Annotated in this window: 20 protein-coding genes and 1 pseudogene; 3 read left to right on the plus strand and 18 right to left on the minus strand. The window is 36.4% G+C overall.

All coding sequences use genetic code 11. The features are described 5' to 3' along the window. Positions 1–111 precede the first annotated feature (111 nt). The 3 genes from GI584_RS22010 to GI584_RS22020 all read left to right on the plus strand — a co-directional run bounded on the left by GI584_RS22010 (position 112) and on the right by GI584_RS22020 (position 3,682). Positions 112–768: a YesL family protein gene (locus GI584_RS22010; protein ID WP_153792632.1), complete on the plus strand. Its 657-nt coding sequence runs from the start codon at positions 112–114 to the stop codon at positions 766–768. A gap of 45 nt (positions 769–813) precedes the next feature. Next, positions 814–3,117, plus strand: a complete 2,304-nt coding sequence (locus GI584_RS22015; RefSeq protein WP_153792633.1) for a helix-turn-helix domain-containing protein — start codon at positions 814–816, stop codon at positions 3,115–3,117. A gap of 427 nt (positions 3,118–3,544) precedes the next feature. Then, the gene (locus GI584_RS22020; RefSeq protein WP_153792634.1) at positions 3,545–3,682 is read left to right on the plus strand and encodes a hypothetical protein; all 138 of its coding nucleotides are present in this window, start codon (positions 3,545–3,547) and stop codon (positions 3,680–3,682) included. Positions 3,683–3,753: 71 nt separating this feature from the next. Here the strand turns inward: GI584_RS22020 and larC are convergent, their stop codons facing one another. The 18 genes and pseudogenes from larC to argJ all read right to left on the minus strand — a co-directional run bounded on the left by larC (position 3,754) and on the right by argJ (position 24,571). Next, positions 3,754–4,521 (minus strand): nickel pincer cofactor biosynthesis protein LarC, encoded by a 768-nt coding sequence (gene larC, locus GI584_RS22025; RefSeq protein WP_153792635.1) that lies wholly within the window; start codon positions 4,519–4,521, stop codon positions 3,754–3,756. 106 nt (positions 4,522–4,627) lie between these two features. Further along, a complete protein-coding gene (locus GI584_RS22030; RefSeq protein ID WP_100358746.1) occupies positions 4,628–5,962 on the minus strand; it encodes an ABC transporter substrate-binding protein in 1,335 nt (444 codons plus the stop codon). A 270-nt stretch (positions 5,963–6,232) separates the two neighbouring features. Continuing rightward, positions 6,233–6,853, minus strand: a complete 621-nt coding sequence (locus GI584_RS22035; RefSeq protein ID WP_100358745.1) for a YesL family protein — start codon at positions 6,851–6,853, stop codon at positions 6,233–6,235. A gap of 26 nt (positions 6,854–6,879) precedes the next feature. Further along, a complete protein-coding gene (locus tag GI584_RS22040) occupies positions 6,880–7,722 on the minus strand; it encodes a carbohydrate ABC transporter permease (RefSeq protein ID WP_100358744.1) in 843 nt (280 codons plus the stop codon). Next, the gene (locus GI584_RS22045; RefSeq protein ID WP_100362395.1) at positions 7,722–8,603 is read right to left on the minus strand and encodes a carbohydrate ABC transporter permease; all 882 of its coding nucleotides are present in this window, start codon (positions 8,601–8,603) and stop codon (positions 7,722–7,724) included. Before GI584_RS22045 ends, GI584_RS22040 begins: the two co-directional genes overlap by 1 nt. Positions 8,604–8,959: 356 nt before the next feature. Further along, positions 8,960–10,438 carry an alpha-N-arabinofuranosidase gene (locus GI584_RS22050; protein ID WP_153792636.1) on the minus strand — a complete coding sequence of 493 codons (1,479 nt, stop codon included), beginning with the start codon at positions 10,436–10,438 and terminating at the stop codon, positions 8,960–8,962. A 13-nt stretch (positions 10,439–10,451) separates the two neighbouring features. After that, entirely contained in the window at positions 10,452–11,780 is a 1,329-nt protein-coding gene (locus GI584_RS22055) for a glycoside hydrolase family 27 protein (protein ID WP_100358742.1), read from the minus strand. An 80-nt stretch (positions 11,781–11,860) separates the two neighbouring features. After that, positions 11,861–13,384 carry an arabinosylfuranosidase ArfA gene (gene arfA / locus GI584_RS22060; protein WP_153792637.1) on the minus strand — a complete coding sequence of 508 codons (1,524 nt, stop codon included), beginning with the start codon at positions 13,382–13,384 and terminating at the stop codon, positions 11,861–11,863. A 305-nt stretch (positions 13,385–13,689) separates the two neighbouring features. After that, positions 13,690–14,826: a GntR family transcriptional regulator gene (locus tag GI584_RS22065; protein WP_153792638.1), complete on the minus strand. Its 1,137-nt coding sequence runs from the start codon at positions 14,824–14,826 to the stop codon at positions 13,690–13,692. Between the two features lie 288 nt (positions 14,827–15,114). Then, entirely contained in the window at positions 15,115–16,239 is a 1,125-nt protein-coding gene (locus GI584_RS22070) for a GntR family transcriptional regulator (RefSeq protein WP_100358739.1), read from the minus strand. A gap of 457 nt (positions 16,240–16,696) precedes the next feature. Continuing rightward, on the minus strand, positions 16,697–18,181 hold the full coding sequence (gene araA / locus GI584_RS22075; protein ID WP_153792639.1) for an L-arabinose isomerase: 1,485 nt from the start codon (positions 18,179–18,181) through the stop codon (positions 16,697–16,699). 122 nt (positions 18,182–18,303) lie between these two features. Further along, a complete protein-coding gene (araD, locus tag GI584_RS22080) occupies positions 18,304–18,999 on the minus strand; it encodes an L-ribulose-5-phosphate 4-epimerase (protein ID WP_153792640.1) in 696 nt (231 codons plus the stop codon). A 159-nt stretch (positions 19,000–19,158) separates the two neighbouring features. After that, positions 19,159–19,365, minus strand: a pseudogene (locus tag GI584_RS22085) (hypothetical protein); the annotation flags it as partial. Between the two features lie 88 nt (positions 19,366–19,453). Beyond that, positions 19,454–20,200 (minus strand): C40 family peptidase, encoded by a 747-nt coding sequence (locus tag GI584_RS22090; RefSeq protein ID WP_153792641.1) that lies wholly within the window; start codon positions 20,198–20,200, stop codon positions 19,454–19,456. A gap of 199 nt (positions 20,201–20,399) precedes the next feature. Then, entirely contained in the window at positions 20,400–21,299 is a 900-nt protein-coding gene (gene purU / locus GI584_RS22095) for a formyltetrahydrofolate deformylase (protein WP_153792642.1), read from the minus strand. Between the two features lie 67 nt (positions 21,300–21,366). Beyond that, the gene (locus GI584_RS22100) at positions 21,367–22,539 is read right to left on the minus strand and encodes an aspartate aminotransferase family protein (protein WP_153792643.1); all 1,173 of its coding nucleotides are present in this window, start codon (positions 22,537–22,539) and stop codon (positions 21,367–21,369) included. Then, complete coding sequence (gene argB / locus GI584_RS22105) at positions 22,532–23,335, minus strand: acetylglutamate kinase (protein WP_100358733.1); 804 nt, start codon at positions 23,333–23,335, stop codon at positions 22,532–22,534. Before argB ends, GI584_RS22100 begins: the two co-directional genes overlap by 8 nt. A 12-nt stretch (positions 23,336–23,347) precedes the next feature. Then, a complete protein-coding gene (gene argJ / locus GI584_RS22110) occupies positions 23,348–24,571 on the minus strand; it encodes a bifunctional ornithine acetyltransferase/N-acetylglutamate synthase (protein ID WP_153792644.1) in 1,224 nt (407 codons plus the stop codon). Positions 24,572–24,580: the final 9 nt, after the last annotated feature.

Genomic DNA, 24,580 nt, shown 5'->3' on the forward strand with positions numbered 1-24,580 from the left:
TAAAATGATCATACATTGAAAGCGCTTCACATTTACTATTTACGGAATGTGAATAACAAGGTATCCTATTATATAATAGCATTTAATTTACAGAATTAGGTGGGTTTTATGATGGAACTTTCAGGAATGTGGGGCGGTTTTTACCGCATTAGTGTATGGGTTACTCGGTTTGCATGGTTAAATATACTATGGATAGCATTTACTTTATTAGGTTTAATTCTCTTCGGTATTATGCCAGCGACGATTGCTATGTTCGCTGTTGCCCGCAAGTGGGTTTTAAAAGAATATGATACACCTGTTTTTGAAACCTTCTTTAAAGAATATAAGTATAATTTCCTACGTGCTAACCTATTTGGCTTAATTATTTATATTATTGGTTATTTTTTATCTGTTTTTTTAAAATATACAGGATTAATGAATAGTTCGAATTTATATCCAGTACTATTTGGAATTTTTGTATTAGCTGCGTTCCTTTACGTTATGCTGGTTTTATATATTGCACCAGTTTATGTTCATTATCAGCTTCGCTTTTGGCAATATATTCGATATGCGGTGTCAATTGGAGCAGTGAACTTACACTACTCTATCTGTGCTATTACAGTTTTAGCCGGGATTTATTTTGCTTCTCTGAAATTTCCTGGTATCACACTTTTTTTTAGTTTTAGCGTTAGCGCTTACGCAACGATGTTTATTGTTCATATTGGTTTTAGGCAATTGCTAAAAAAACAACAAGAACAAATTGAAAAAACACCCATATCCACTTCCTAGCGCTATTCATCTGTTTAAAATATATCGATTAAGGAAGTTATGTCTATGAAAAAATTCTCTACTCAACATTATTTTAAACTGATAGCATTTTTAGTTATCTTAAGTACAGTTCCTGTTGTTATTACTGGTGGATTATCTTATTGGCAATCATCTAAGGCAATTGTGGATTATTCCAATGACGAAAAAAAGCAAAATATTTATCAAATACAAACTAACGTGGAACAAGTATTAAAATATATTGATCTATCTACGACCTATTTTGTGCGTTCAGCTCAAACACAGGAATTTTTAAAAGGAGATATGAATGGTAAGTCTTTTAGTGATTTTCATAAGTTAAGGAAAGACTTAAATCATTTACAAACAATAGATACGGGAATTGAAGATGTTATATTAGTAAGTTTCGATAAGAGATGGCTCATAAATAACGATGGTTTAGTGCATCTTGATAATCAAGCTTATGAACAAATAAACACAAACTATTTAAACTTACCCGAGAAATCTGTTTGGCTAATGGAAGAAGCAAATCAGATACATTTACCGAATGCTACAAAAAGAAGCTGTTCTCATTATATTAATTTAGTGAAAAAACTGCCGATCTTATCATCACAACCAGATGGTCTTATATCCATTATTGTCCCTACTTGTGAATTGAATGAAATCATGGCGCAAAGTAATGACAGTGAATCATTTATTATTTTAGATGATAATAATCAGACGATTGCCCACAGTAATGCGGAGTACACTGGAGAAGATGGATATATCCCGAATAATTTGTTTAATATGATAGATCGAAATGAATTAGAAGGCCAATTTGAGTATCAAATTAATGGAACAGATTTTAAAATCTCTTATCAAACTTCAGAATATAATGATTGGACTTATCTTTCTTTGGTGAAATTAAGTGACTTGCATATGAAATCAAGCTCTATCGGTTGGTTAACGGTCTTAATTGTTTCGATATTGCTAATTATTTCATTATGCATTGCCTTTATTGGCAGCAAAGTTTTATATAAACCAGTCAAAAAATTAAAAAGCGTGATAGATTCTTCAAGTGAAGGTAAGACTGTATCCGGAAATACTACTAATGAATTCGATTTAATCGAGACACATATTGAAAAATTATTAAATCAAAATCATTTGTTAGAAAAGCGTGTCCAAAGTCAGGTTACACAGTTAAAACAACTTTTCATGATTCGATTATTACAAGGAAAAGTAACGAATAGCGAACTTCCGCTTAAAGTGAAATCCTTTAACTATAACCAGAATTGGACAGGGTTAACGGTCTTTTCATTAAAATTAGATGAAATTGACCAGGAAAAATTTAATAAAAATGATCAGGATTTGATTCTATTTGCGATTAACAATTTAATTGAGGATCTTATTCCAAGCCAGGAACGTTTTACTCCTGTGGTAATTAATGACACCCAATCCACTCTTATTATAACGGAGTGTGACAATGAATCTGATTATACCCATATAATTAATCAGAAGGTGAAACTAATCCAGACCAAAGTGATGGAGTTATTCCACCTGTCAGTCAGCATCGGTATCAGCAACCGTTTCAACGAACTAGAAGAGTCAGATACAGCTTTTAAAGAAAGTAAAGAAGCATTAAAATATCGCCTAAAAATGGGCGAGTCTTCGATTATTTTCTATGAAAATCTTAATAGGCGCTACTCTAGTGTTGCACCGTATCCGACAGCAATTAAAAATAAAATTTTTGATGCTATTAAGTTAAGTGATAGAGAACATGCCTTAACTGAGATTGCCAAGTTTTTTGAATATCTGGATCGCCACGATATTCACCATCAACAGCTAGAAATTATCTTATCCAGGTTCTTATATGAATTATATGAATTAAAAGAATTGCTTGGTGCCCATGTTGAAGACTTCCAATCAACTGATATGATTACGTATTATCAAAACTTAAACTCGATTGAAGCGATTCATGACTGGGTCAGCGATCACATTATCTTTCCTCTTATCGAGAGTATTGATGCTAAAGATGATTCAAAGAACAAGAAAATTTCGGATAAAATGATTCGAATTATTCATGAGGATTATAATAAAGACATTTCACTTGATGTGATTGCAGCCGAGGTACACTATAATCCAAATTATTTAAGCAGTATTTTCCAAAAGGAAACAGGATACTCTTTTAGTGAATATTTACTTCGTTATCGACTTAACAAAGCGAAAGAATGGCTCACGACAACTAATATGTCAGTAAAAGAGATTGCTGAAAAATTACAGTATAATAATTCTCAGAACTTTATCCGTTCCTTTAGAAAAATGGAAGAAATCACCCCAGGTAAATACCGGGCACAATATAAAAGTAAAGAAGCATAAGAAAACCGGGCAGCCTGAGCCGCCCGGTTTTTCTGTGTTTTGATTCGATATAGATAAAAACTGCGAACTAGTGAAAATTCAGATTTGCTCTCTTCCATTCTGATTATTGTTGAGAGCTAATTCGCCGCTGCGGAAAAAATACTCGCTTTCCGTGGGGAACGCTTCAGCCTCCTCGGAAGCCAAAACCGCTTCCAGTGGGGTCTTCAGACTGTTCCTTTCCCACAGAAGTCTCGCATTTTTTCCGCAGCTTAGAGTAGCTTACTGATTAAGTGAGAGGAAATCCTAAGAATATAATTCCGTGGGTTTTATTCTTACAATAATTAGAGAATCACTTTTGGCGTAGGCAGAATACGCAGACTCCTGTGGGAACAGCACAAGCTGAAGACCCCGCAGAAAAGCGACTTTGCTTTTTGAGGAGGCTGATGCCGTGCCCACGGAAAGCGAAGTATTCTGCCGGAGCGGTATGCCAGTACTCTCTAGAGCAGAATGGAAGAAAGCAAATCCACATGACAGTTACTTCGCAGTTTATGTATATCGCGCTTGGATTATATGCAAGGGTACTTGAGGCTAGGAATATGCTAGAGGCCATGGAAAGCTCGTATATATTCCATCTTCTGGCCAAGCGAGGCCCCCTCTTTAATTTTCACCGATTATTACTCTTAATACGTTGGGGTGATTTTTAAATGTTTTTGTTCCTGCACCATAGCCTATTTTTTCTACTTTGATGTTTGGCATTGTAGAAAAATCATCTGCTAGTGTCTTGATAATGGCTGCTCCTGTAGGGGTTGTTAATTCCCCTTTTACTTTGCTTTCTTTTAATGGAATACCTTTTAACACTTCCAATGTTGCTGGTGCAGGAACAGGATATACACCATGATCAATATGTATGTGTCCAGATCCGACCGGCACAGCAGAAGATACAATCCGATCAATTTGTAATTCATCTATCAGTATCGCAGTACCAACAATATCTATAATCGAATCGATTGCACCAACTTCATGGAAATGTACATTATCCAACTCCATTCCATGTATTTTTGCCTCCGCTTCACCTATCACACGGAACATTTCTAAAGACATTTTTTTCACCGCATCGTTTAGTTTACTATCGTCAATAAGTTTGACAATGTCTTTATATTGCCGGTGATGGTGAGAATGATCGTGATCATGACTATGTCCATGGTGATGGTGGTGATGCCCTTCATCGTAGTTCACATCGAACTTATTACTATTAATTCCGTTCTTTACTATTTTATCTAGCTTTAATTGATACTCTTTATCTAAATGTAATGCCTTTAGCTGATTCTCAAACCACTTCATAGAGATTCCAGTATCCAATAGAGCTGCAATAGTCATATCTCCGCTTATCCCGGAAAAACAGTCAAAATACATAATTTTAGGCATGATTCTCTCCTCCATTTTTCATCTCTATTGACATTTTATCTCATTATATTATCCACGCGCAATAAAAGAAGGACTATTCGATTTGAATAGCCCTTCGATTTACATATTAGTCTGTTATTTGTGATTCCACTGCTTCTTGTGCTGCATCTAACGCCTCTTGTGGTGATTGAGAACCGTCACGTAATACATTATTAAGCGTATTCGTGTTCAGCTCTGTTACAACATCTGGTGTTAATGGTGTTACATTTGTAGCAGCAATTTCATCTCGAATTTCTGTTAATGTATCAAAGATATCATCACCAAAGAATTGGAAATATTTGTTATCTTCTAGCACTCTCTCATCATTCCATACACTATGACGAATTGGGTCAAATCCTAGGATTGTCCATAATTTAACGTTACCTTCTTCAGAAAGTTTAGCATACGCCAAGAATTCTTTAGCTAACTCTGGGTGCTCCGTCTGATTTGTTACTACAGTACCTGTACCACCCATACCAGCAGAACGGTTTCCACCTTCTTCAAATGCTGGCATTGGACGAACTGCTATTTTTCCTTCTAAGTCTGGCATACTATCTGTAAAACGGCCCATGTACCAAATCGGCATACTGACCGCAGCTGCACCACCATCGTTCATGTAAGAATAAAATTCTTCAGCGTGTGGTTGTGAACCTGGAGCAACTTCAGCGATTTCTGCTTCTTGCATATCTAATAATAATTGTAACGCATCAACATTCTCTTGACGGTTTATTGTAGGATTACCATTTTCATCGATAAAATCTGATTCTTGTTGAGATACCATTTGGAAATATGGTAAATAATCACCTGGGAATGAATTGAACATCATTGCATCCGTATTCTCAACAACTTGTTCACCTGCAGCGATAAAGTCATCCCAAGTAGCGATAGATTCGATATCCACACCTGCTTCATCCATTATTTCGGTATTATAGTACATTACAGATGCACCAACGTGTGTTGGCATTCCGTAATAGTCCCCATCCTTAGAGTAAATCTGAAAACGAGATTCAACAAACTCGTCAATAATCGGTTCAACATGTTCATTCATTGGTAATAATTGTGGTTGACCTTCTAAAAAGTTAGGAAAACGACCTATTTCAATATCAGCGATATCTGGCGCACCGCTTTCTGATTGCAACGCTAGTAATAAGTTATTATGCATTTGATCATATGGATAAGTTTCTACAGTTAATTTAATTGCATTATCAGGATTTTCTTCATTCCAATTCGTTGCAGCATCTTCGTAAAAATCAACGTGTTGACCTGCAAACACCCATAATGTTAATTCTGTAGCATCCTCAATGTCTTCACCAACAGTTGTTACATCTTCTGCTTCATCTGACGTGTCATCTCCACCGCCACAAGCTACAAGAAACATAGCAACAATTCCAAATAAAATGGCTAACAAACTTTTTCTTTTCATTTTTTTTACCCCCTAAATATTAAGATTGAAAACCTGATCAGTAACCGCTTTCAACTAAATGAAAGAAATAAACGAAGTTATCATTTTCATACCTGTTCGGACAAGATAGAAAATTCGAAGTACCAACCCCGTTTATATTTACCCTAACATTAACTATAAGATATCATTACTATTTAGATTTGTCAATAAGTTTATTTAAACGCGATATAAATTAATTGATTAACATTTTTGTTTATTAATACTTTTGATTATTAGTACGTACATTCTTTATTAAGCTTCATTATTATCTATCTTTTTAAACACTCTCATTGAAAAGAATGCTACAGATAGACCTATTAAACTTACTGTACAGAACAACAACATACTAGGTAACTCTAAAGACATATAAAGTATAACAAATATGATTAGACCAATAAGAATTGTAGTTGGCATTTTTGTTATTCCTATAATTAAAGCATTTTTAAAATATTGCTTTACACTTGATTGATAATGACTTAATAATGGAAAAATCCAAATTACTAAAATACCGTATAAGAAAATGACAAAGTAATATGCAAAGACAACAATAATTGGTACTTGGTCACCTAACTGTAATAAAGCATGATAATTTATGAACATTACTGCTGCAATAGCAGTTAGTATGAATCCGATGATATTCGATTTTATAAACTCTTTTTTGTACGATTGTTTAAAAGCTTTAAAAACGGATATATCTTCTTGTTTCTGAACCCATTTTCTTGCCACACTTATAGTCGCTGTAGTAGCTGGAAAAATACCAGCTACTACAAGACCTAGCAAAGTAAATAAAATCCATAAAAAATTGAGCCAAGCTACCTGTACGATTATTCTTAAAAGTCGATCCAATGAACCTACAAATTGTTGTCCAAACATCTTTGTCACATCCTAAATAAACACTATTATCCTTTTACTCCCCCAGTTGTTAAACCCGCAACAAAGTAACGTTGGAAGAAAATAAACAAGATAATGATTGGTACGATTGTCATGACCGATCCGGCAATTAATACATCATAGTTATTACCATAAGGCGTTAATAGTGTTGCCAAACCAATCGGTAAGGTAAACATATCATTTGAACGTAATACGATTAATGGCCATAAGAAGTTATTCCAGCTTCCAAGACCTTGCAAGATTGCCATTGCACCAAGTGATGGACCCATTAACGGCAGCATTATTTTGAAGAAAATACCATATTCAGTGGAACCATCAATACGTGCTGCATCCATTAATTGTACTGGTAGTCCTAACGCGTATTGTCTAAAGAAGAATACTGCAATCGGTGCTACGACCATCGGTAAAATGACACCAAGATAAGAATCTACTAATTGAGCTTTAATCATCATCTGGAATAATGGTAACATTAAAATTTCGAAAGGTACCATCAAGATGAATACTACAAAAGTAAAGAATAGGTTTCGACCTTTAAAATCATATACCGCTAACGCATAACCTACCATAGATGAGAAGAACAACGATAACACAATAGTAACAGCAGAAATAATTAAACTGTTCGTATACCAAGACCAATAGCTTCCCGCTTGTGTAAAGATATAATTATAGTTATCTAAATTTAGCATGCTCCAATCAAATGCTAAACTAATACCAGTACGCATCAATTCTGATGAAGGTCTTAAAGACGAAATTAATAGCATTATAACTGGGAATAGAGCAATTAAACATACAATTGCCATGCCAATATTAATAACCCATGTGAACGTATTTTTTCTTTGTTCGCTTTTCATTATTCATCACCTCGCTTGAATGCACCTGTTAGAATTAATTGAATAAAACTAATAACGAAGATTATGAGCATTAGGATAACACCAATAGCTGCACCGAATCCCATGTCATTCTGTTGAATACCTTGTTGATAAATGTAACCAACTACTGTTAAACCAATATTCCCTGGTGATCCTGCTTCCCAGAATACGAAGCTTTCTTCAAACATTCTGAAACCGTTTATAATAGAAATAGTTACTACAAAAATGGTAACTGGTTTTAAGAAAGGTAATGTTACATACCAAAACTTTTGGAATATGGATGCACCGTCAATGTCTGCTGCCTCATATAATTCATCTGGCACATTTTGTAATGCAGCTAAGAAGTAAAGGATATTAACCCCTAACCAACGCCACACACAAAGCATAACCATTAAGAACATCCCTGACCATGCATTAAATCGCCAGTCAACTGATTCCATACCTAGCCAGTTTAAAAGTTGGTTAGCTGCAGCTGTATCCGTTTCCCCAAACATCAAACGGAAAATCATACCTGCTACGATTGTTGATGCTAATGTCGGCATAAATAAGGAAGCACGGAATAGCGTTTTCAACTTTGTAAATTTCGAATCTAATATTACTGCAAAAATAATTGGTAATATGGTTAATAATAGAACCGTTAAGACTACGTATATCGTTGTATTTGATAACGCTTTATAAAAGGTCGGATTAAAAACCCTTTCATAATTTTGAAATCCAATAAACTCAACTTGCCCTGGTAACACACTCTGGAAACTCATGATAATACCACGAATTGCCGGATAAACAGTTAGTATTAAGAAAGAAATAATAAATGGTGATACGAAAATATAAGGTACAACCTTTTTGGAATTTAAAAACTTCATAAATGGGCTTGGACCTTTATTTGTATCAACTGTTTTAACTGTCTCATTTGTTGCCACTATAACCCCTCCTCTAATGAATCCGCTTTCAATAATTGAACCTTCCCTAAACTCTACTGTAGTACAAGTTGTTTTAGTAACATAGATAAATTAATCGTTACTAAAACGTACGTATAAGTGGTTGTGGTTCTATTATATATAACTGTATAAGTTTTTTCAATCTTTTTCTTAAAAAAAACTAATTTTATAAACAAATACATTTACTTATCCTTTGTGTAATATCTTTTGTTAAACATAAAAACAACTTCGTTTAATGAGAAAAGTCGATAAGGTTGGCCTTACCGACTTTTCCATACATTTTATTTAATCGTAATACTTAGGACTGATTTAGATGGTAATGTCAGCGTTAATTCACTACCATTCGTCTGAAAATCATTAAATGCGATTGGTTTTACATTGTCTGGGTTTTCAAATGTATTATGGGCATCCATTTCATCCGCCGTAATGATGCGACCAGAAACCTCTGCAAGATCTTTACCGCGCAAATCAATTGCTAAATCTACTGATTCCGCTTTATCTAAGTTACATAATGTAATCGTAACAGAACCGTCTGCTGCTTTTGATGCAGAAGCTGATACCTGTGGAATTTCTTTATCTCCCACTTTAATGGAACTAGTTTCGATGTTTAAGTTTAAGCGCTCCGCATCCTGGTGTACTTTATACATTTCAAACACGTGATAAGTAGGTGTTAAAATCATTTTTTCCTTATCCGTTAAAATCATAGACTGAATAACGTTAATTGTTTGTGCAATGTTTGCCATTTGAACACGATCGTTATGCTCATTAAAAATGTTAAGTGAAATACCGGCTACCAATGCATCGCGAATCGTATTTTGCTGATACAAGAAACCTGGGTTCGTACCCGGTTCCACATCATACCATGCACCCCATTCATCAATAATCATGGCAATTCGTTTTTCTGGATCATACTTATCCATAATAGCTCCATGTCTTTCAATCAGCTCTTCAATGTAAAAAGTTTTTTCCATGGTAATATCCCATACATCTTCAGAAAATCCTGTTGCCGGTCCTTTGTTCCAGAAACCACCTGGGTGTACATAATAATGTAAGCTTAAGCCGTCCATCAGGTGAGCAGCTTCTCTCATTAATACTTCTGTCCAGTTATAGTCAGCTACGTTGGCACCACCAGCAATACGGAAAATTTCATTATCTCCGTAATTTCTTACGTAAGTCTGGAATCGACGATATAAGTCAGCATAGTATTGCGGGCGCATGTTACCACCGCATCCCCAGTTTTCATTACCTACACCAAAATATTTCAATTTCCATGGCTCTTCTCTACCATTTTCCTGACGCCATTTAGCCATTGGAGACTCACCATCGAAAGTCATATATTCTACCCATTCGGACATCTCTTGAACTGTACCACTGCCTACATTTCCATTAATGTATGGTTCTGTATCGAGCAGATCACAAAGCATATAGAATTCATGTGTACCGAAGTGATTATTTTCAATAACACCACCCCAGTGCGTATTTACCATACGTTTACGATTTTCTCTTGGGCCAATACCATCTTTCCAATGATATTCATCAGCAAAACAACCACCTGGCCAACGTAGTACTGGTATATTCAAATTACGCAATGCTTCGACAACATCATTCCGTATCCCGTTGGTGTTTGGTATGTCGGAATCTTCACCGACCCAAAAGCCTTCATATATACATCGGCCTAAATGTTCCGCAAAGTGCCCATAAATATTTTTGTTAATCGTACCTTTTCCAACATCAGCATTGACAATTACTTTTTTCGTCATACTTTTCACCTCATTATAAATTTAATCTTGTTACTTTATGGCAGTTTTTAATATTGGCATCTGTTATTTTTAATAACTTTGAAGCATGCGGGGCTAAGTCGTACGTTATCGATTCTGTTATTGTCCCTACATCTTGTTGTTCCCATACATCTCGAAGTTCCACTTGATTATTAGTTATACCCAAATCATTTATAGTTACTTCTATAGTTTGTTGTTGATCAGCAATATTAAATAATGCTACATAAACGGTTTGCTCATCACCAAATGAACTCCAGACAACTCTGTCATTGTCACGGTAGACTTGACGTGCGCCACATCCATTTCGGTGTACCTCTAATACTTCTTGATTCGTTAATAATGAAAGTGTCCAATCATCATTATCTCTCAGTTCTCCTCCAAACATCAGTGGTGAACGGAAGATCGACCATAATGTCATCATGGTTACTTGTTCCTCTTTGGTAAATCTAGTATATCGATCCGATGCTCCTCCATCTACAGAGCGAATTCCAATATGCCCCAAGGGAAGCATATCCGCATCCGGCCAAAATCCAGGCCCAATATTTTTACTCCATTTATAGCATCTTTCGAACATATCATATAGTAAATCCCAGATATCCCAAAAGTCATCTGTCATTCTCCACATGTTTGCATTTTCTTCTAAAAAACTAGCATATTCAAGTGTAGCCGGACCCGGTGATAGACTTAAAACCATTGGCCTACCACATTTATCGATCGCTTTTCGAATCATTTTTATTTCTTCTGCATGGATGCCATATAACTTGGAATCCGCAATATCATCTACCTTGATGAAATCGACTCCCCAGTCAGCATACAATTGAAAAAGAGAGTCATAGTATTCCTGTGCCCCTTCTTTCCTGTGATCGACCCCATACATATCTGTATTCCAAGGACAAATAGAATTTGGTTTTGCGATATCTCTTGCACGTTTTTCTGTACCAAGAATCTTTGTGTTCTGGTGTACGGCTTGTCTAGGTATACCTCGCATGATATGAATACCAAATTTCAAACCTAATTGATGTACATAATCTGCCAGCGGTTTAAATCCTTGGTTATTTTTTGCTGATGGAAAGCGATTTTCAGCAGGAATTAATCGGGAATACTCATCCATTTCTAGAGGTACAAATGGGCGGTACGCAGATGAAATTGCTCCAGATTCTGACCATTGAATATCTACCACTATATATTCCCAGCCAAATGGTTTTAGATGTTCAGCCATATAATCTGCATTGCCCTGTACTTCCTCTTCTCTTACTGTTGCACCATAGCAATCCCAGCTATTCCAGCCCATTGGCGGTGTGACTGCATATTGATGGTGTTTCACTTATAACCACTGCCTTTCCTAGGACAATATGGAAATAGATACGGAGGAGGTATACAAATACACTCCTCCATCTACTTCTTTTAATTACGGTTTGCTTTTTTTAAACGAATCATATTCCAAGAGAATTTAGGGAAAATACCTACTAGTTTTCCATCATCTAGATAAGATTCTCCATTAGCATGTGGTTTCACATTCTCTTGACCAGCAAGGTTTACTGCTTTCGCATCTTCATTTTCAAGTACAATATGTTCAACCACTTCATAACCTTCAAATGAACGGACATCGATATCAACTTCTAATGGTTTTTCTAAGTGGCGGTTAGTAGCAAATACAACTAACTCTTCCTTTTCTTCATTATATACAACAGATGGATCTAGATATGGAACATCTGTAAAATCTTTACTATCATATTTAGGTGAACTTACTACTGGATTAAGCGCTACACCACGTCCATATACAGATGTATAGAAATATGGATAGAAAATAGTCTGTTTCCATGCAGCTCCACCATTTTCTGTCATTATTGGAGCGATAACGTTTACAAGCTGAGCCATACATGCAACTTTGACACGATCAGAGTGCCGTAACATAGTATTTAACATACTACTTACTAAGAGAGCATCTTCAAATGTATACACGTCCTCCAATTGTGGTGGTGCTACAGTCCATGGATCGATCTCTCTATCCTGCTCATTTGAGTGGAACCATACATTCCATTCATCAAAGCTTAGATACATATTCTTTTTACTGCGTTTTTTCGCTTTAATATAATCACATGTAGCAATTACAGTTTGAATAAAGTTTTCCATATCCATTGATTTCGCTAGATAGTTAGCCGTGTCACCACTACGGTTACCGTAGTATTGGTGTAAAGAAATATAATCTGCTACCTCATACGTATGCTCTAGTGTTTCTGCTTCCCAGCTAGGGAATGTTGGCATATTGGAATTAGAGCTACCACAGCTTACCAATTCTATTTCAGGATCTACAAGTCTCATTGCTTTAGCTGTTTCATAAGCTAGACGACCATATTCATAGGCTGTTTTTTGTCCAACCTGCCACGGCCCGTCCATTTCGTTACCAAGACACCAAGTTTTAATGTTATGAGGGTTTTCGTACCCATGGGATTTACGTAAATCACTCCAGTACGTACCTCCCGGGTGATTACAATATTCTAATAGATTTCTGGCAGCATCGATTCCTCTCGTCCCTAAGTTAACTGCCATCATCACATCGGTATTGGCTGCTTTTGCCCAATCAACAAATTCGTTCGTACCAACTTGGTTTGTTTCTGTTACTCTCCAAGCTAATTCCAGACGTTTTGGACGGTCTTCTTTTGGACCTACACCATCTTCCCAGTTATATGCTGAAACCATGTTTCCACCAGGATATCTAACAATTGGAACTTGCAATTCTTTTACTAAATCAATAACATCTTGTCTAAAACCTTTGTCGTCTGCTGTTGGATGATCTGGTTCATAGATACCACCGTACACCGCTCGTCCTAAGTGCTCAATAAATGACCCGTAAACTCTTGGGTCAATCTCCGAGATCTGGAACTCTTTGTCTACAACCATCTTTGCCTTCACTGTTTCATTTGCCATATTTTTCATCCTTTCTTATTTTAAAGTACTATAATTAAAACACTACTAATAAATTAATACGCTTACATAAAAGTAAGTTAAACGTACATGATTATACTCACAGCATAAATATGTACGTATAATAAGATTATGGTATAAATGAATTTTTGTCAAGAATCTAACAAGCGGAAATTAATATCTATATCTTTCCTATTTATCTTTTTATTTCCATAATCACGCTTTATTGTTTGACGTAACACTCTTGGTAAATGCCCTTCCCTGTAGTACTGCTTAAAAAGAAGAATCAGTTATGATGGAGTTATTAACTAGTTCTTCTCTAACTTATCACGGTGCTCCATATTTGGTTCGGCAGTTGACTGTCTAACAATTAAATCCGGTTCATACAATTGGGCTAATTGATCATACGTGTGTATCGCTTCGTTCTTCTTAATCATTTGTATAATAGCCTTTGCCGCGTCTAAACCTAATTGACTTTTAGGATGTTTAACTGATGTCAATTTAACTTCCGATATCTCCGCTAACATTGAATCATCAAAGCCGATTAATGATAATTGTTCAGGTATTCTAATTCCTAACTTCCTTACTTCATCCATTAAATATAAAACTAATTGATCATTATAACAGACGATGGCTGTTGGCTTATTTTCTTTCATTGCTAACAATTTTTTTAATTCTGCTAAGGGCTCTGTATGTTGGTTCTCTGTTGAATAAGTGACAATATTCTTCGGATTTAATGACACATTTAAGTCCCTGTGCGCCTTAATATAACCTTTTAATCGTTTTTGTCCTTGGGAATCATCCGTCTTATACATGCACGCAACTTCTTTATGACCCAATTCAAGTAAATGTTTTGTTTGGATATATCCACCCTTCTCATCATCTACCATAAAATATACCGGCTCTAACTCTTCATACAATGCATTGATCATTACGTATGGGATTCTTGCTCGTTCCAGATTCAAGTAATATTTTAGATTAGGATTAGCTGAAGCACTATGTGTCGGTTCAATAATAATCCCGTCATAATTACCCGACAACAACTGACTTAATATTTTCTTCTCTTGTTCATACCTATTATTCGTATTAAAAATACTGACATGATATCCTTGTTCACTCAAATAACCCTCTGCTCCACGAATAATGGAAGGAAAAATATACTCAGAAATATATGTAGTCACTATCGCAATATTTTTATTTTGTTGAACAAAAGAACGATCCTTTTCTTGAGCTGATCGATCCGCACAGAAAGTACCTGCTCCTTGTTCTCTGTATAACCAACCCTCATTTACCAATTCGCCTAATGCTAATCTAACAGTGTGCCTGCTTACATCAAACTGTCGCATTAGTTCACTTTCTGAGCTTATTTTTTCATGCTTTTGAATCAAACCTTCTAATATCTTCGATTTAATTGATTGCTTTATCTTTTTATATTTAGCCTCCATTTTTCTGACCCCCTACTTCCTGCACACAAACAATGACTTAAGCGAGCACTTTTTATAAGCAGAAATTTCTTTATATATGTTGATGTATTAATTGAAAGCGATTACAATGATGGTTTCATATTAGTTCTCCTCCAAATTATACGTACTACTAGTATAGCAGATCATCCGGTTATTACAATATTTGTATGGTATCTTTTGATAGGATATATCGCCAAATAAAGCTTATACATTATGTTTCACCAGAGATTGAAACAGGTGTATACGCTTTTTGGGTTCGCTATTAAACTTCTACTCCATTTTATTTTTTAATGGTGCGGTCGAGTTACGGATGGTTAATTCCGGATCAAAACGAATAAGATCATTTTCCATATTTTGTTGTCTCTTGGAACCTTTATTTCTTTTCACCATATCCAGAATTACTTTTGCTGCTAATTCACCCATTTCACTCTTCGGATGGCTTACAGTAGTTAACTTCACTTCCGTTAGTTCAGCCATAAATGAGTCGTCAAATCCTACAATCGAAATATCTTCTGGCACTTTTAAGTGTGCTTCTCTTAAGACGTCCAGTAGTTTAATAGCCAATTCGTCGTTATAACATACAATTGCTGTTGGACGTTTATCCTTTGGTTCACTTAGTATCTGTTTTAACATTTCAATCGGTTTTGATGACTTTTCCTCTGTGTTATACGTCACAATATTATTTGGGAATATTTCGATATTATGTTTACGATGTGCTTTTAAATAACCTTTCATCCGTTTGGTTCCCTGGATATCATCATTTTTAAAAAAGCCTACAATATTTCGATGACCTAGTTCAATTACATGTTCTGTTTGAATTAGTCCTCCTTTTTCATCATCTACTACAATATGAAAGGGTTCTAATTCATCATAATAAGCATTGATCATCAGGTAAGGAATGTGTTGCCGTTCTAAATTTAAATAATAATTAATATTAGGATTGCTTATCGCACTTCGGGTTGGTTCAATAATGACACCATCGAAATGTTGCATTAAGATTTTTTCCAAAAACTTACGTTCATTATCATGATCATTATTAGTACTGAACAGACTAACTTGATAACCTTCTTTACTTAAATAGGATTCAGCACCTCTAATAATAGACGGGAAAATATAATCAGATAAATAGGTTGTAATTAAAGCTATATTTTTCTGATCTACAAATGATTGTGATTTCTCGTTTGTTCGATCGGCACAAAATGTTCCTGCTCCCTGTTCACGATATAACCATCCTTGATTAACCAGATCGCCAATAGCTAATCTTACTGTATGTCTACTCACACCAAATTCCTTCATTAATTCACTTTCTGAACTAATTTTTTGATGTGGTTGAAAGGTCCCATCTAATATTTGGGACTTGATTGCTTCTTTTACTATACTGTATTTTGTCTGCATTCCTCGCACCTCATTTTTTACCTTATCTATTTATAAGGATAAAGGTTTAACTAACTCTGTCAAGCTCTTTTAGAATAAGATAATACTCATTAGCTCAATCGATCAGACCTAAATTCACATAAAAAGTATAGACATATTCTCTTATGACTACATAATTAGCGGAGGCAGAATACGTAGACTCCTATGGGAACAGCACGTGTCCGAAGACCCCGCAAGAAGCATTCTTTGCTTCTGAGGAGGCTGAGGCCGTGCCCATGGAAAGCGTAGTATTCTGCCGAAGCGCGTATAAATATACTCATCAAGATTCAGAATGGAAGAAAGCAAATCCATGTACACGTTACTTCGCAGTTTATGGAAACTTTGGTGGTACAATGAATGTGACAAGAGCTAAAAGTATACACGCGTTTCATTTTTGATCGAAACGCGTGTATACATTCTCAAGCTGTTCTATATTTTCTTAACGATAAATTGCTTCGTTCCATTTCAATTCATTACGAAATTGGCGAAGGTTCGTGTCTTTATCAATAACTACACATTCGATTTTTGCCATATCCGCAAAATCGTATAATTGTTCAGTTGTCACATCAAAAGAGAATACCGTATGGTGTGCTCCACCCGCATAAATCCATGCTTCTGTCGCTTCACTTAGTGATGGTTCTGGCTTCCATAACACTTTTGCAACTGGTAAATTTGGTGTATCAATTTTAGGTTGTTCCGCTTTTACCTCGTTAATTACCAGACGGTAACGACCTCCCATTTCGACTAGGGATGCATTAACAGCATCACCACCACGTCCATCAAATACCAGACGGGCTGGATCTTCTTTTCCACCGATACCTAATGGGTTAACCACGATTTTAGGTTTTGTCGCTGAAACTGTTGGACAAATTTCCAGCATATGAGAACCTAAAACCATTTCATTCCCTTGTTCGAGGTGATACGTATAATCCTCCATGAATGATGTACCTTCATTACCAGCTATAATTTTCATAAAGCGAAGTAATGCAGCTGTTCTCCAGTCCCCTTCACCAGCAAAGCCATAACCTTCCGCCATCAAACGTTGTGCTGCAAGGCCTGGTAACTGTTTCATACCATGTAAGTCTTCGAAGTTTGTTGTAAATGCTGTATAATTACCTTTTTTCAAAAATGATTTCAAACCTAACTCGATTTTCCCTTGATATAAAATAGAGTCACGGATTGGACCTGGTTCACTAGCTTCTGCAGGCAATTCATATAATTCCTCATATTCTTTATATAGAGCATCTAGTTCTTCCTCTTTCACTTTGTCCATTTCCTCAACTAGATCTCCAATACCGTAATAGTCAACCGTCCAGCCAAATTTAATTTGCGCTTCGACTTTATCACCATCAGTTACGGCAACATTTCGCATATTGTCACCAAAACGAGCCACACGGATATTATTTCCTTCTGCAACAGCTGAAGCAGTTTTCATCCAGTCTGAAACTTTTGATGTAACTTCTTTGTTTTGCCAGTGGCCTACCACTACTTTTCGAGACACATCCATTCTGGTACCGATAAAACCGTATTCTCGATCACCGTGTGCCGCTTGGTTTAAGTTCATGAAGTCCATGTCAATGCTTTCCCACGGAATGTCACGGTTAAACTGTGTATGCAAGTGTAACAAAGGTTTTTGCAGCGCCTTTAGACCAGCGATCCACATTTTTGCTGGAGAGAATGTATGCATCCAAGTGATCACACCAGCACAATTTTCGTCTGCGTTTGCCTTTAGCATTAAGTTGTGAATATCTGGCGAAGTCGTCAGCACCTCTTTAAATTCTACTTCAAAAGGCAAGTTACCTTCTTTATTTAATCCTGCTACTATTTCTTTTGAGTTATTAGCTACTTCTTGCAATGTTTCTTCTCCGTATAAATGTTGACTACCTGTTACAAACCAAAATGTATAAGGACGTACTTCTAACATATAATTTCCTCCTCTTATTTTTTAAATAGTTGTTATAAATGTCAATATATCCAAAGAGTCTGTTTATTTATTTACGCAACTGAAATCACCTGCATAACCTTTTTTAAAACTCTTTGTCTAAATTACTTTTTATCTTGACCATAATAAGCATTGGCTCCATGTTTTCTTAAATAGTGTTTATCTAACAAAAATTGGTCCATGTCTTCTGCATTCGGGTTAATTTGATACGTATGCAATGCCATCTTCGCAACTTCTTCCATAACTACTGCATTATGAAGTGCTTCATGAGGGTCTTTCCCCCAATTGAATGGTGCATGACTGTGTACCAACACACTTGGAACTTGTAACGGATCGATATCCTGGAATGTTTCAACGATCACATAACCCGTTTCCCATTCATAATCACCCGTTACTTCTTCTTGTGTCATACGACGAGTGCACGGGATAGTACCATAAAAATAATCCGCTTGTGTTGTACCGAGTGCCGGGATTCCTTTACCCGCCTGAGCCCAGCTTGTCGCCCATGGAGAGTGGGTATGAACAATACCACCAATTTCTGGGAACTTTTGATATAACAAACGATGTGTCGGTGTATCTGAAGATGGTTTCAAATCACCTTCGACAATATTACCTTCCAAATCTAATACAACTAGATCTTCAACCTTTAACTCCTCATATGGTACACCACTAGGCTTAATCACTATCAAACCCGACTCTTTGTCGAAACCGCTTACATTGCCCCAAGTAAATGTTACTAAACCATACTTGGGTAGATCAAGGTTTGCTTCCAATACTTGCTGTTTTAGTTCTTCAAGCATGCTACATCCACCCTTTTCTTGATATTTCATCCTTGTACGTATGTGTAAAAGTAATTACTTTTATCATAATACAATTCGTACGTACATTCAATATATAAATACTAATTTTATAAAATTTTACACAAAGTACTTAAAATAATGCAAACATTAGACATTGATTTATCTTGTAAGGAATACCATATCTCTCTTTTCTATCTCATATGGAAACCGACCTTGAAGCTGTTTTGCCAACTCATCATCAGAAAGTGGGTTACGGTGCGTGTTTTCTAAATAAATATGCTTTTCTTCCTCCTGCATAATATACTGCTTGTACCAAATAAAAAAGTCCGGACTGTCTCCTTCCATCCGCAAATATTTCCGTAACGTTTTAATGCTTTCCATCGAACTAACATATTCTTTCATGTTTAATATGTTAGTTCGATGACAGATGCAAGTCAACTAATTTTACGATTGATTAGGTATCAATCAAAAATTTCACATTTTGATGCTGATAGACTACCTCAAAATCTTCATTTTCCAACAATTGATGATATAAATCCTCCGGTGAGAACCATAAATGGTCATTCTCAAACGTATAATTTGCTCCAAAGTGATAACAAATCCACACTAATTTCGAGCAATAAATTTTATCCCAAGGTTCATCTAATTCCTGGGAAAGGTCAAAGGAAAAGGTTGGCTTATGAATACCTTTTTCTAAATTACTCTTGTATTCTTGATAATAATCCACTGCATATTGAGCTGCTTTTTTCCCTAACTCTGATTGTACCGTGCGAAATTGAGCATGTACTGGATGCTTATCAAGAAACTGTTGGATTGGAGTACGAATAATGGCAGGCTCAAGACCCGGAGATTCAATTAATTCGTTCTCATTAATTACAAGCGAGGAATGCCCCATGTAACCAGTTAATTCAGATTTCACGTTATCACTAGCCACTAAAATATCACCATGTTGAAAATTACGGGCCCTCGTTGCATAATAGGTTTTTAATGGATATTGTTCTCTTCCTAATTTATTATTAAACAAGTATTCTATCGTTATCATCGTATTGGGTTTCCGATCATGTAATTGAATCAATACACCATCATCATCTATACCACTAACCAGCAATACATCATTTTCATATACCTTAAACCGCACACTATCTAAACGTGGCTTCACATATAATAAACCATTCCGAATCCACACATCAAAAAACCTCATTACTAACCACCTCACCATAGGATATGAAAAATCCGAGGCAAGGGCACAGGAGAAATAGCCCATTTTTTGAGGATTTTTATTAACTTCGGGGTGGTTTCTATCAACTTTTGTGATTTACTATCAACTTCGAGGGCTTTTCAACTCATCTCAATATAAAAAGCACCCTTACCGCTTTACAGGATAAGAATGCTTTGTACGTTTAAAATACTATTGTTTTATTTCCATATACGATAATACGATCTTCGAGGTGCCACTTAATCGCTCTTGCTAATACACTACGTTCTACGGATTGGCCGATTTTTTTCATTGCTTCAACATTATCACGATGATCAACTCGACTTATATCCTGTTCGATAATGGGACCTTCATCAAGGTCATTCGTAACGTAATGTGACGTTGCACCAATCAATTTTACCCCTCTGTGATACGCACGTTCATAAGGCTTTGCACCAATAAACGCTGGCAAAAAGGAATGATGAATATTAATAATTTTATTTTTGAATGTCTCTACAAAATTTGGTGTCAGAATTTGCATATAACGCGCTAAGACAATCACATCAATCTGATATTCTTTTAATAATTGAATTTGCTTTTCCTCGACCTGTTTACGGATATCTTTATTGGCAGGAATATAATAATATGGAATACCCAAAGGTTCGACAAATTCTCGTGATGTTTCGTGATTACTAATCACAAGACTGATATCTGCCATTAAGTCACCGCTTTGCCACTCCCATAACAATTCCAACAAGCAATGAGGTTCTTTAGAAACAAAGATGGCCACTTTCTTAACTTGGTCCACATATTTAAATGTTGCTTCCATGTTAAACGCTTCTTTAACCTGTTGAAAATCTGCCTCTAGTTTATCAACATTAGCTTTTAAATGATCCATTTCAAATTCAATGCGAATAAAAAACTCGCCACCATGCGGGTCAGTAGAGTATTGATTGGATTCGATGATATTGGCATTGTGCTCGTATAAAAACTGAGACACCGCCGCCACAATACCGGGTTGATCGGCACAATTAATTAATAAACGTGCTCGGTTTTTATTTGTTTTCTTAAATGTTGCTAATTTTTCTGCTATATAACTTTTCATCTTGATCCCTCTTTACTTTAGTCGTTCTTTACTACTTTACCACGTTACAAATGCTGGTCAAGAGTACTTATGAAAATATTTTATTCATAATCGCAATAAACTTCTCCGCTTCTTCCTGATTTGCCGTTAATGGTGGCAGTAAACGAACGATATGTGGTCCCGCAACCACAATTAATAAGTGATGTTCCTCTCTTGCTTTATTGACATAATCAATCGCTTTTCCATCCACTTCAAGGCCTATTAACAAGCCTTTACCTCTGACAGACTTCACGTCCTTCTTATCTTCTGCTAAATGTTGCAATTCATTCCATAAATAGTCCGCTATTTGATTTGCTTCATCTAATATATCTGTTTGTGTTAGATGGTTAACCGTTGCAAGACCTGCTGTTGTTACGATCGGATTACCACCAAATGTACTTCCGTGTGTACCGGGGGTAAACACACGTGCGACATGCTCTTTAGCAATTATCGCACCAATCGGCAAACCAGATCCCAGACCTTTTGCCACACTAATCACATCTGGTTCAATACCATAATGCTGATAGGCAAAAAGCTTTCCTGTTCGTCCCATACCTGTCTGAATTTCATCAATCATGAGTAATATATCATGTTCTTTACAAATCGCAGACAGTTTACTCACCCACACAGGATCAGCCGGTATGACCCCTCCTTCACCTTGGACGAGTTCTACTAATACAGCAGCTGGTTTCTGTTTAACTAACGCATCAAGTGATTCATCCTCATTAAAAGGCAAATATGCAAAACCTGGTGTTAAAGGAGTAAACCCATCTTGGATTTTCTTTTGACCTGTAGCAGATAATGTAGCCATCGTCCGGCCATGAAACGAATTGTTAAAAGTGATGATTAACGGATTATCCTGCTGCAGTATATCATGACCATACTTTTTGGCAATTTTTATTGCTGCCTCATTCGCTTCTGCCCCACTATTACAGAAAAATACCTGATCACCACAACTATTTTCCGTTAATGCTTGTGCCAATTTTTCCTGGGAGGGGATATGATAAAGATTGGAACAATGCCATAGTTTTGACAGTTGTTCTTGTACAGCATGCTCCACCACATCTGGCACATGTCCTAAATTACATGTCGCAATACCAGAAGAAAAATCTAAATATTTTGTCCCTTGATCATCCCATACATAACTTCCTTTCCCTTCGACTAAGGTAATCGGGAAACGTCCGTATGTATGCATTACAGGGCTTACGGTCTGTTTATACATGTGGCACCTCCTGTTCTAATGCAATTCTCGTTCCGACTTGTTTCCCTTGCATAAACTCTACTAAACCGTGGGCAGCTGTACCATCGACAATCGATACTTCGCGCACATTTTTGTGCAAAGCCGATAAAGCAGATTTAACTTTGGGAATCATCCCACCAAATATGATTTCTTCTTGGATTAATGCTTCAATTTTCGCTTCATTCAGTTGATGGAATACTTGTTTCTCTCCATCTACTTCATGATAAATTCCTGGAATATCACTAATAAAACATAACTTTGCTTCTAATGCTTGAGCAACAGCTGATGCTGCCATATCTGCATTTATATTATAGCGTTGTCCTGTTTTATCCATCCCGATAGGTGAAACTACAGGGATGAGACCTTGATCCACAAAGCTTTCTAGCAAATTTTTATTGACTTGTATCACTTCTCCAACAAAACCGAGAGTTGTATCATCCTTCATCCGTTTTGCTTCTAATAATTTGCCATCTATCCCACTTAGACCAATTGCCTCGCCATTTGCTTCTGCTATTTTACGGACAATTCCTTTATTCATTGAACCACTAAGGGCCATTTCGACCACATCTAATACTTCATTGGTGGTCACACGTAACCCTTTAACAAAGGTAGTTTTCACTCCTGTTTGCTCTAGTAATTGAGAAATTAGTGGCCCACCACCATGGACAATGATTGGCTGCCATTCTCCTTGTTTTTGAATGGTCACAATATCTTGATAAAAAGAAGAGGGCAGCTGTTCAAACACACTACCACCACATTTAATCACTACATAATTCACTTTAATTCCTCCTTACGTACGATAAGAAGCGTTTATTCTGACATATTCATAGGATAGGTCACAGCCCCATGCAGTCGCCTTCCCGTTGGCATCGCCTAACTTCGCAAGTATTTTGATTTCATCTTCCAATAAGTATTGTTTTGCCGCTTCCTCATCAAATAGATGTGGCACACCGTTTTCTACTACTAAAATATCCCCTAAATAAATGCTCACTTTATCGGGATCTAAAGATTCACCGCTATAGCCAATTGCCGTAATAATACGTCCCCAGTTAGCATCTGCACCATGAATCGCTGTTTTTACGAGATTAGACGAAATAATTGATTTAGCAATTGCTGTAGCTGATTCATCTGTAAATGCACCGTCTACTTGTACTTCCACTAATCGGGTAGCGCCTTCTCCATCACGTGCAATCTCTTTCGCTAAGTATTCACACACAAATTTTAATGCTTGGTAAAATTTCTGCCATTCTTTATGTTCCGGTGTTAATGCTTCATTTTCTGCCTTTCCATTGGCTAAAACTAAAACCATATCATTCGTACTTGTATCTCCATCAACTGTAATCATATTGAACGATTCATTCGTAATCGCTTTTAACGAATCAGATAAATCAGCAGAAGCTATGTTGGCATCTGTTGTGACAAAACCAAGCATTGTCGCCATATTCGGATGGATCATACCAGAGCCTTTCGCCGCCCCGCCGACCGTGACCGATTGACCATCTATTTTTAATTCGATCGCGATTCCTTTTTCTTTTGTATCTGTTGTTAGAATGGCTGTTTCAAATTTATCAGCGCCAACATGGTTATTTTCAGGGATTTGACTAATTCCCTTTTGCAGTTTATCCATTGGTAACAATTCACCAATAACTCCAGTTGATGCCACTGCCGCTAGATGTTCTTTTACACCTACTGTTTCGGCAAATTGTTTACGCATGTCATAAGCATCTTGTAGTCCTTGTTCGCCTGTACAAGCATTTGCAATGGCTGAATTGACAATAATTGCTTGTAATTGGTTTTCCTCTGCAATACTTTCCTTTGTTACTTTAAGTGGGGCAGCCTGAAAGACATTCATCGTATATACCCCAGCAGCCTGTGCTGGCACTTCAGAATATACCCAGCCTAAATCTATTTTCTTTTTGCGTAGTCCACAATGTAAACCTCCTGCTTGAAAGCCTTTCGCAGAGGCAATATTTCCATCTTTGATTATTTTAAAATGTTCTTGCTGATCTCCCATGTCTGCTTT

The sequence above is a fragment of the Gracilibacillus salitolerans genome (genome assembly GCF_009650095.1).
GTDB lineage: Bacteria > Bacillota > Bacilli > Bacillales > Amphibacillaceae > Gracilibacillus > Gracilibacillus salitolerans.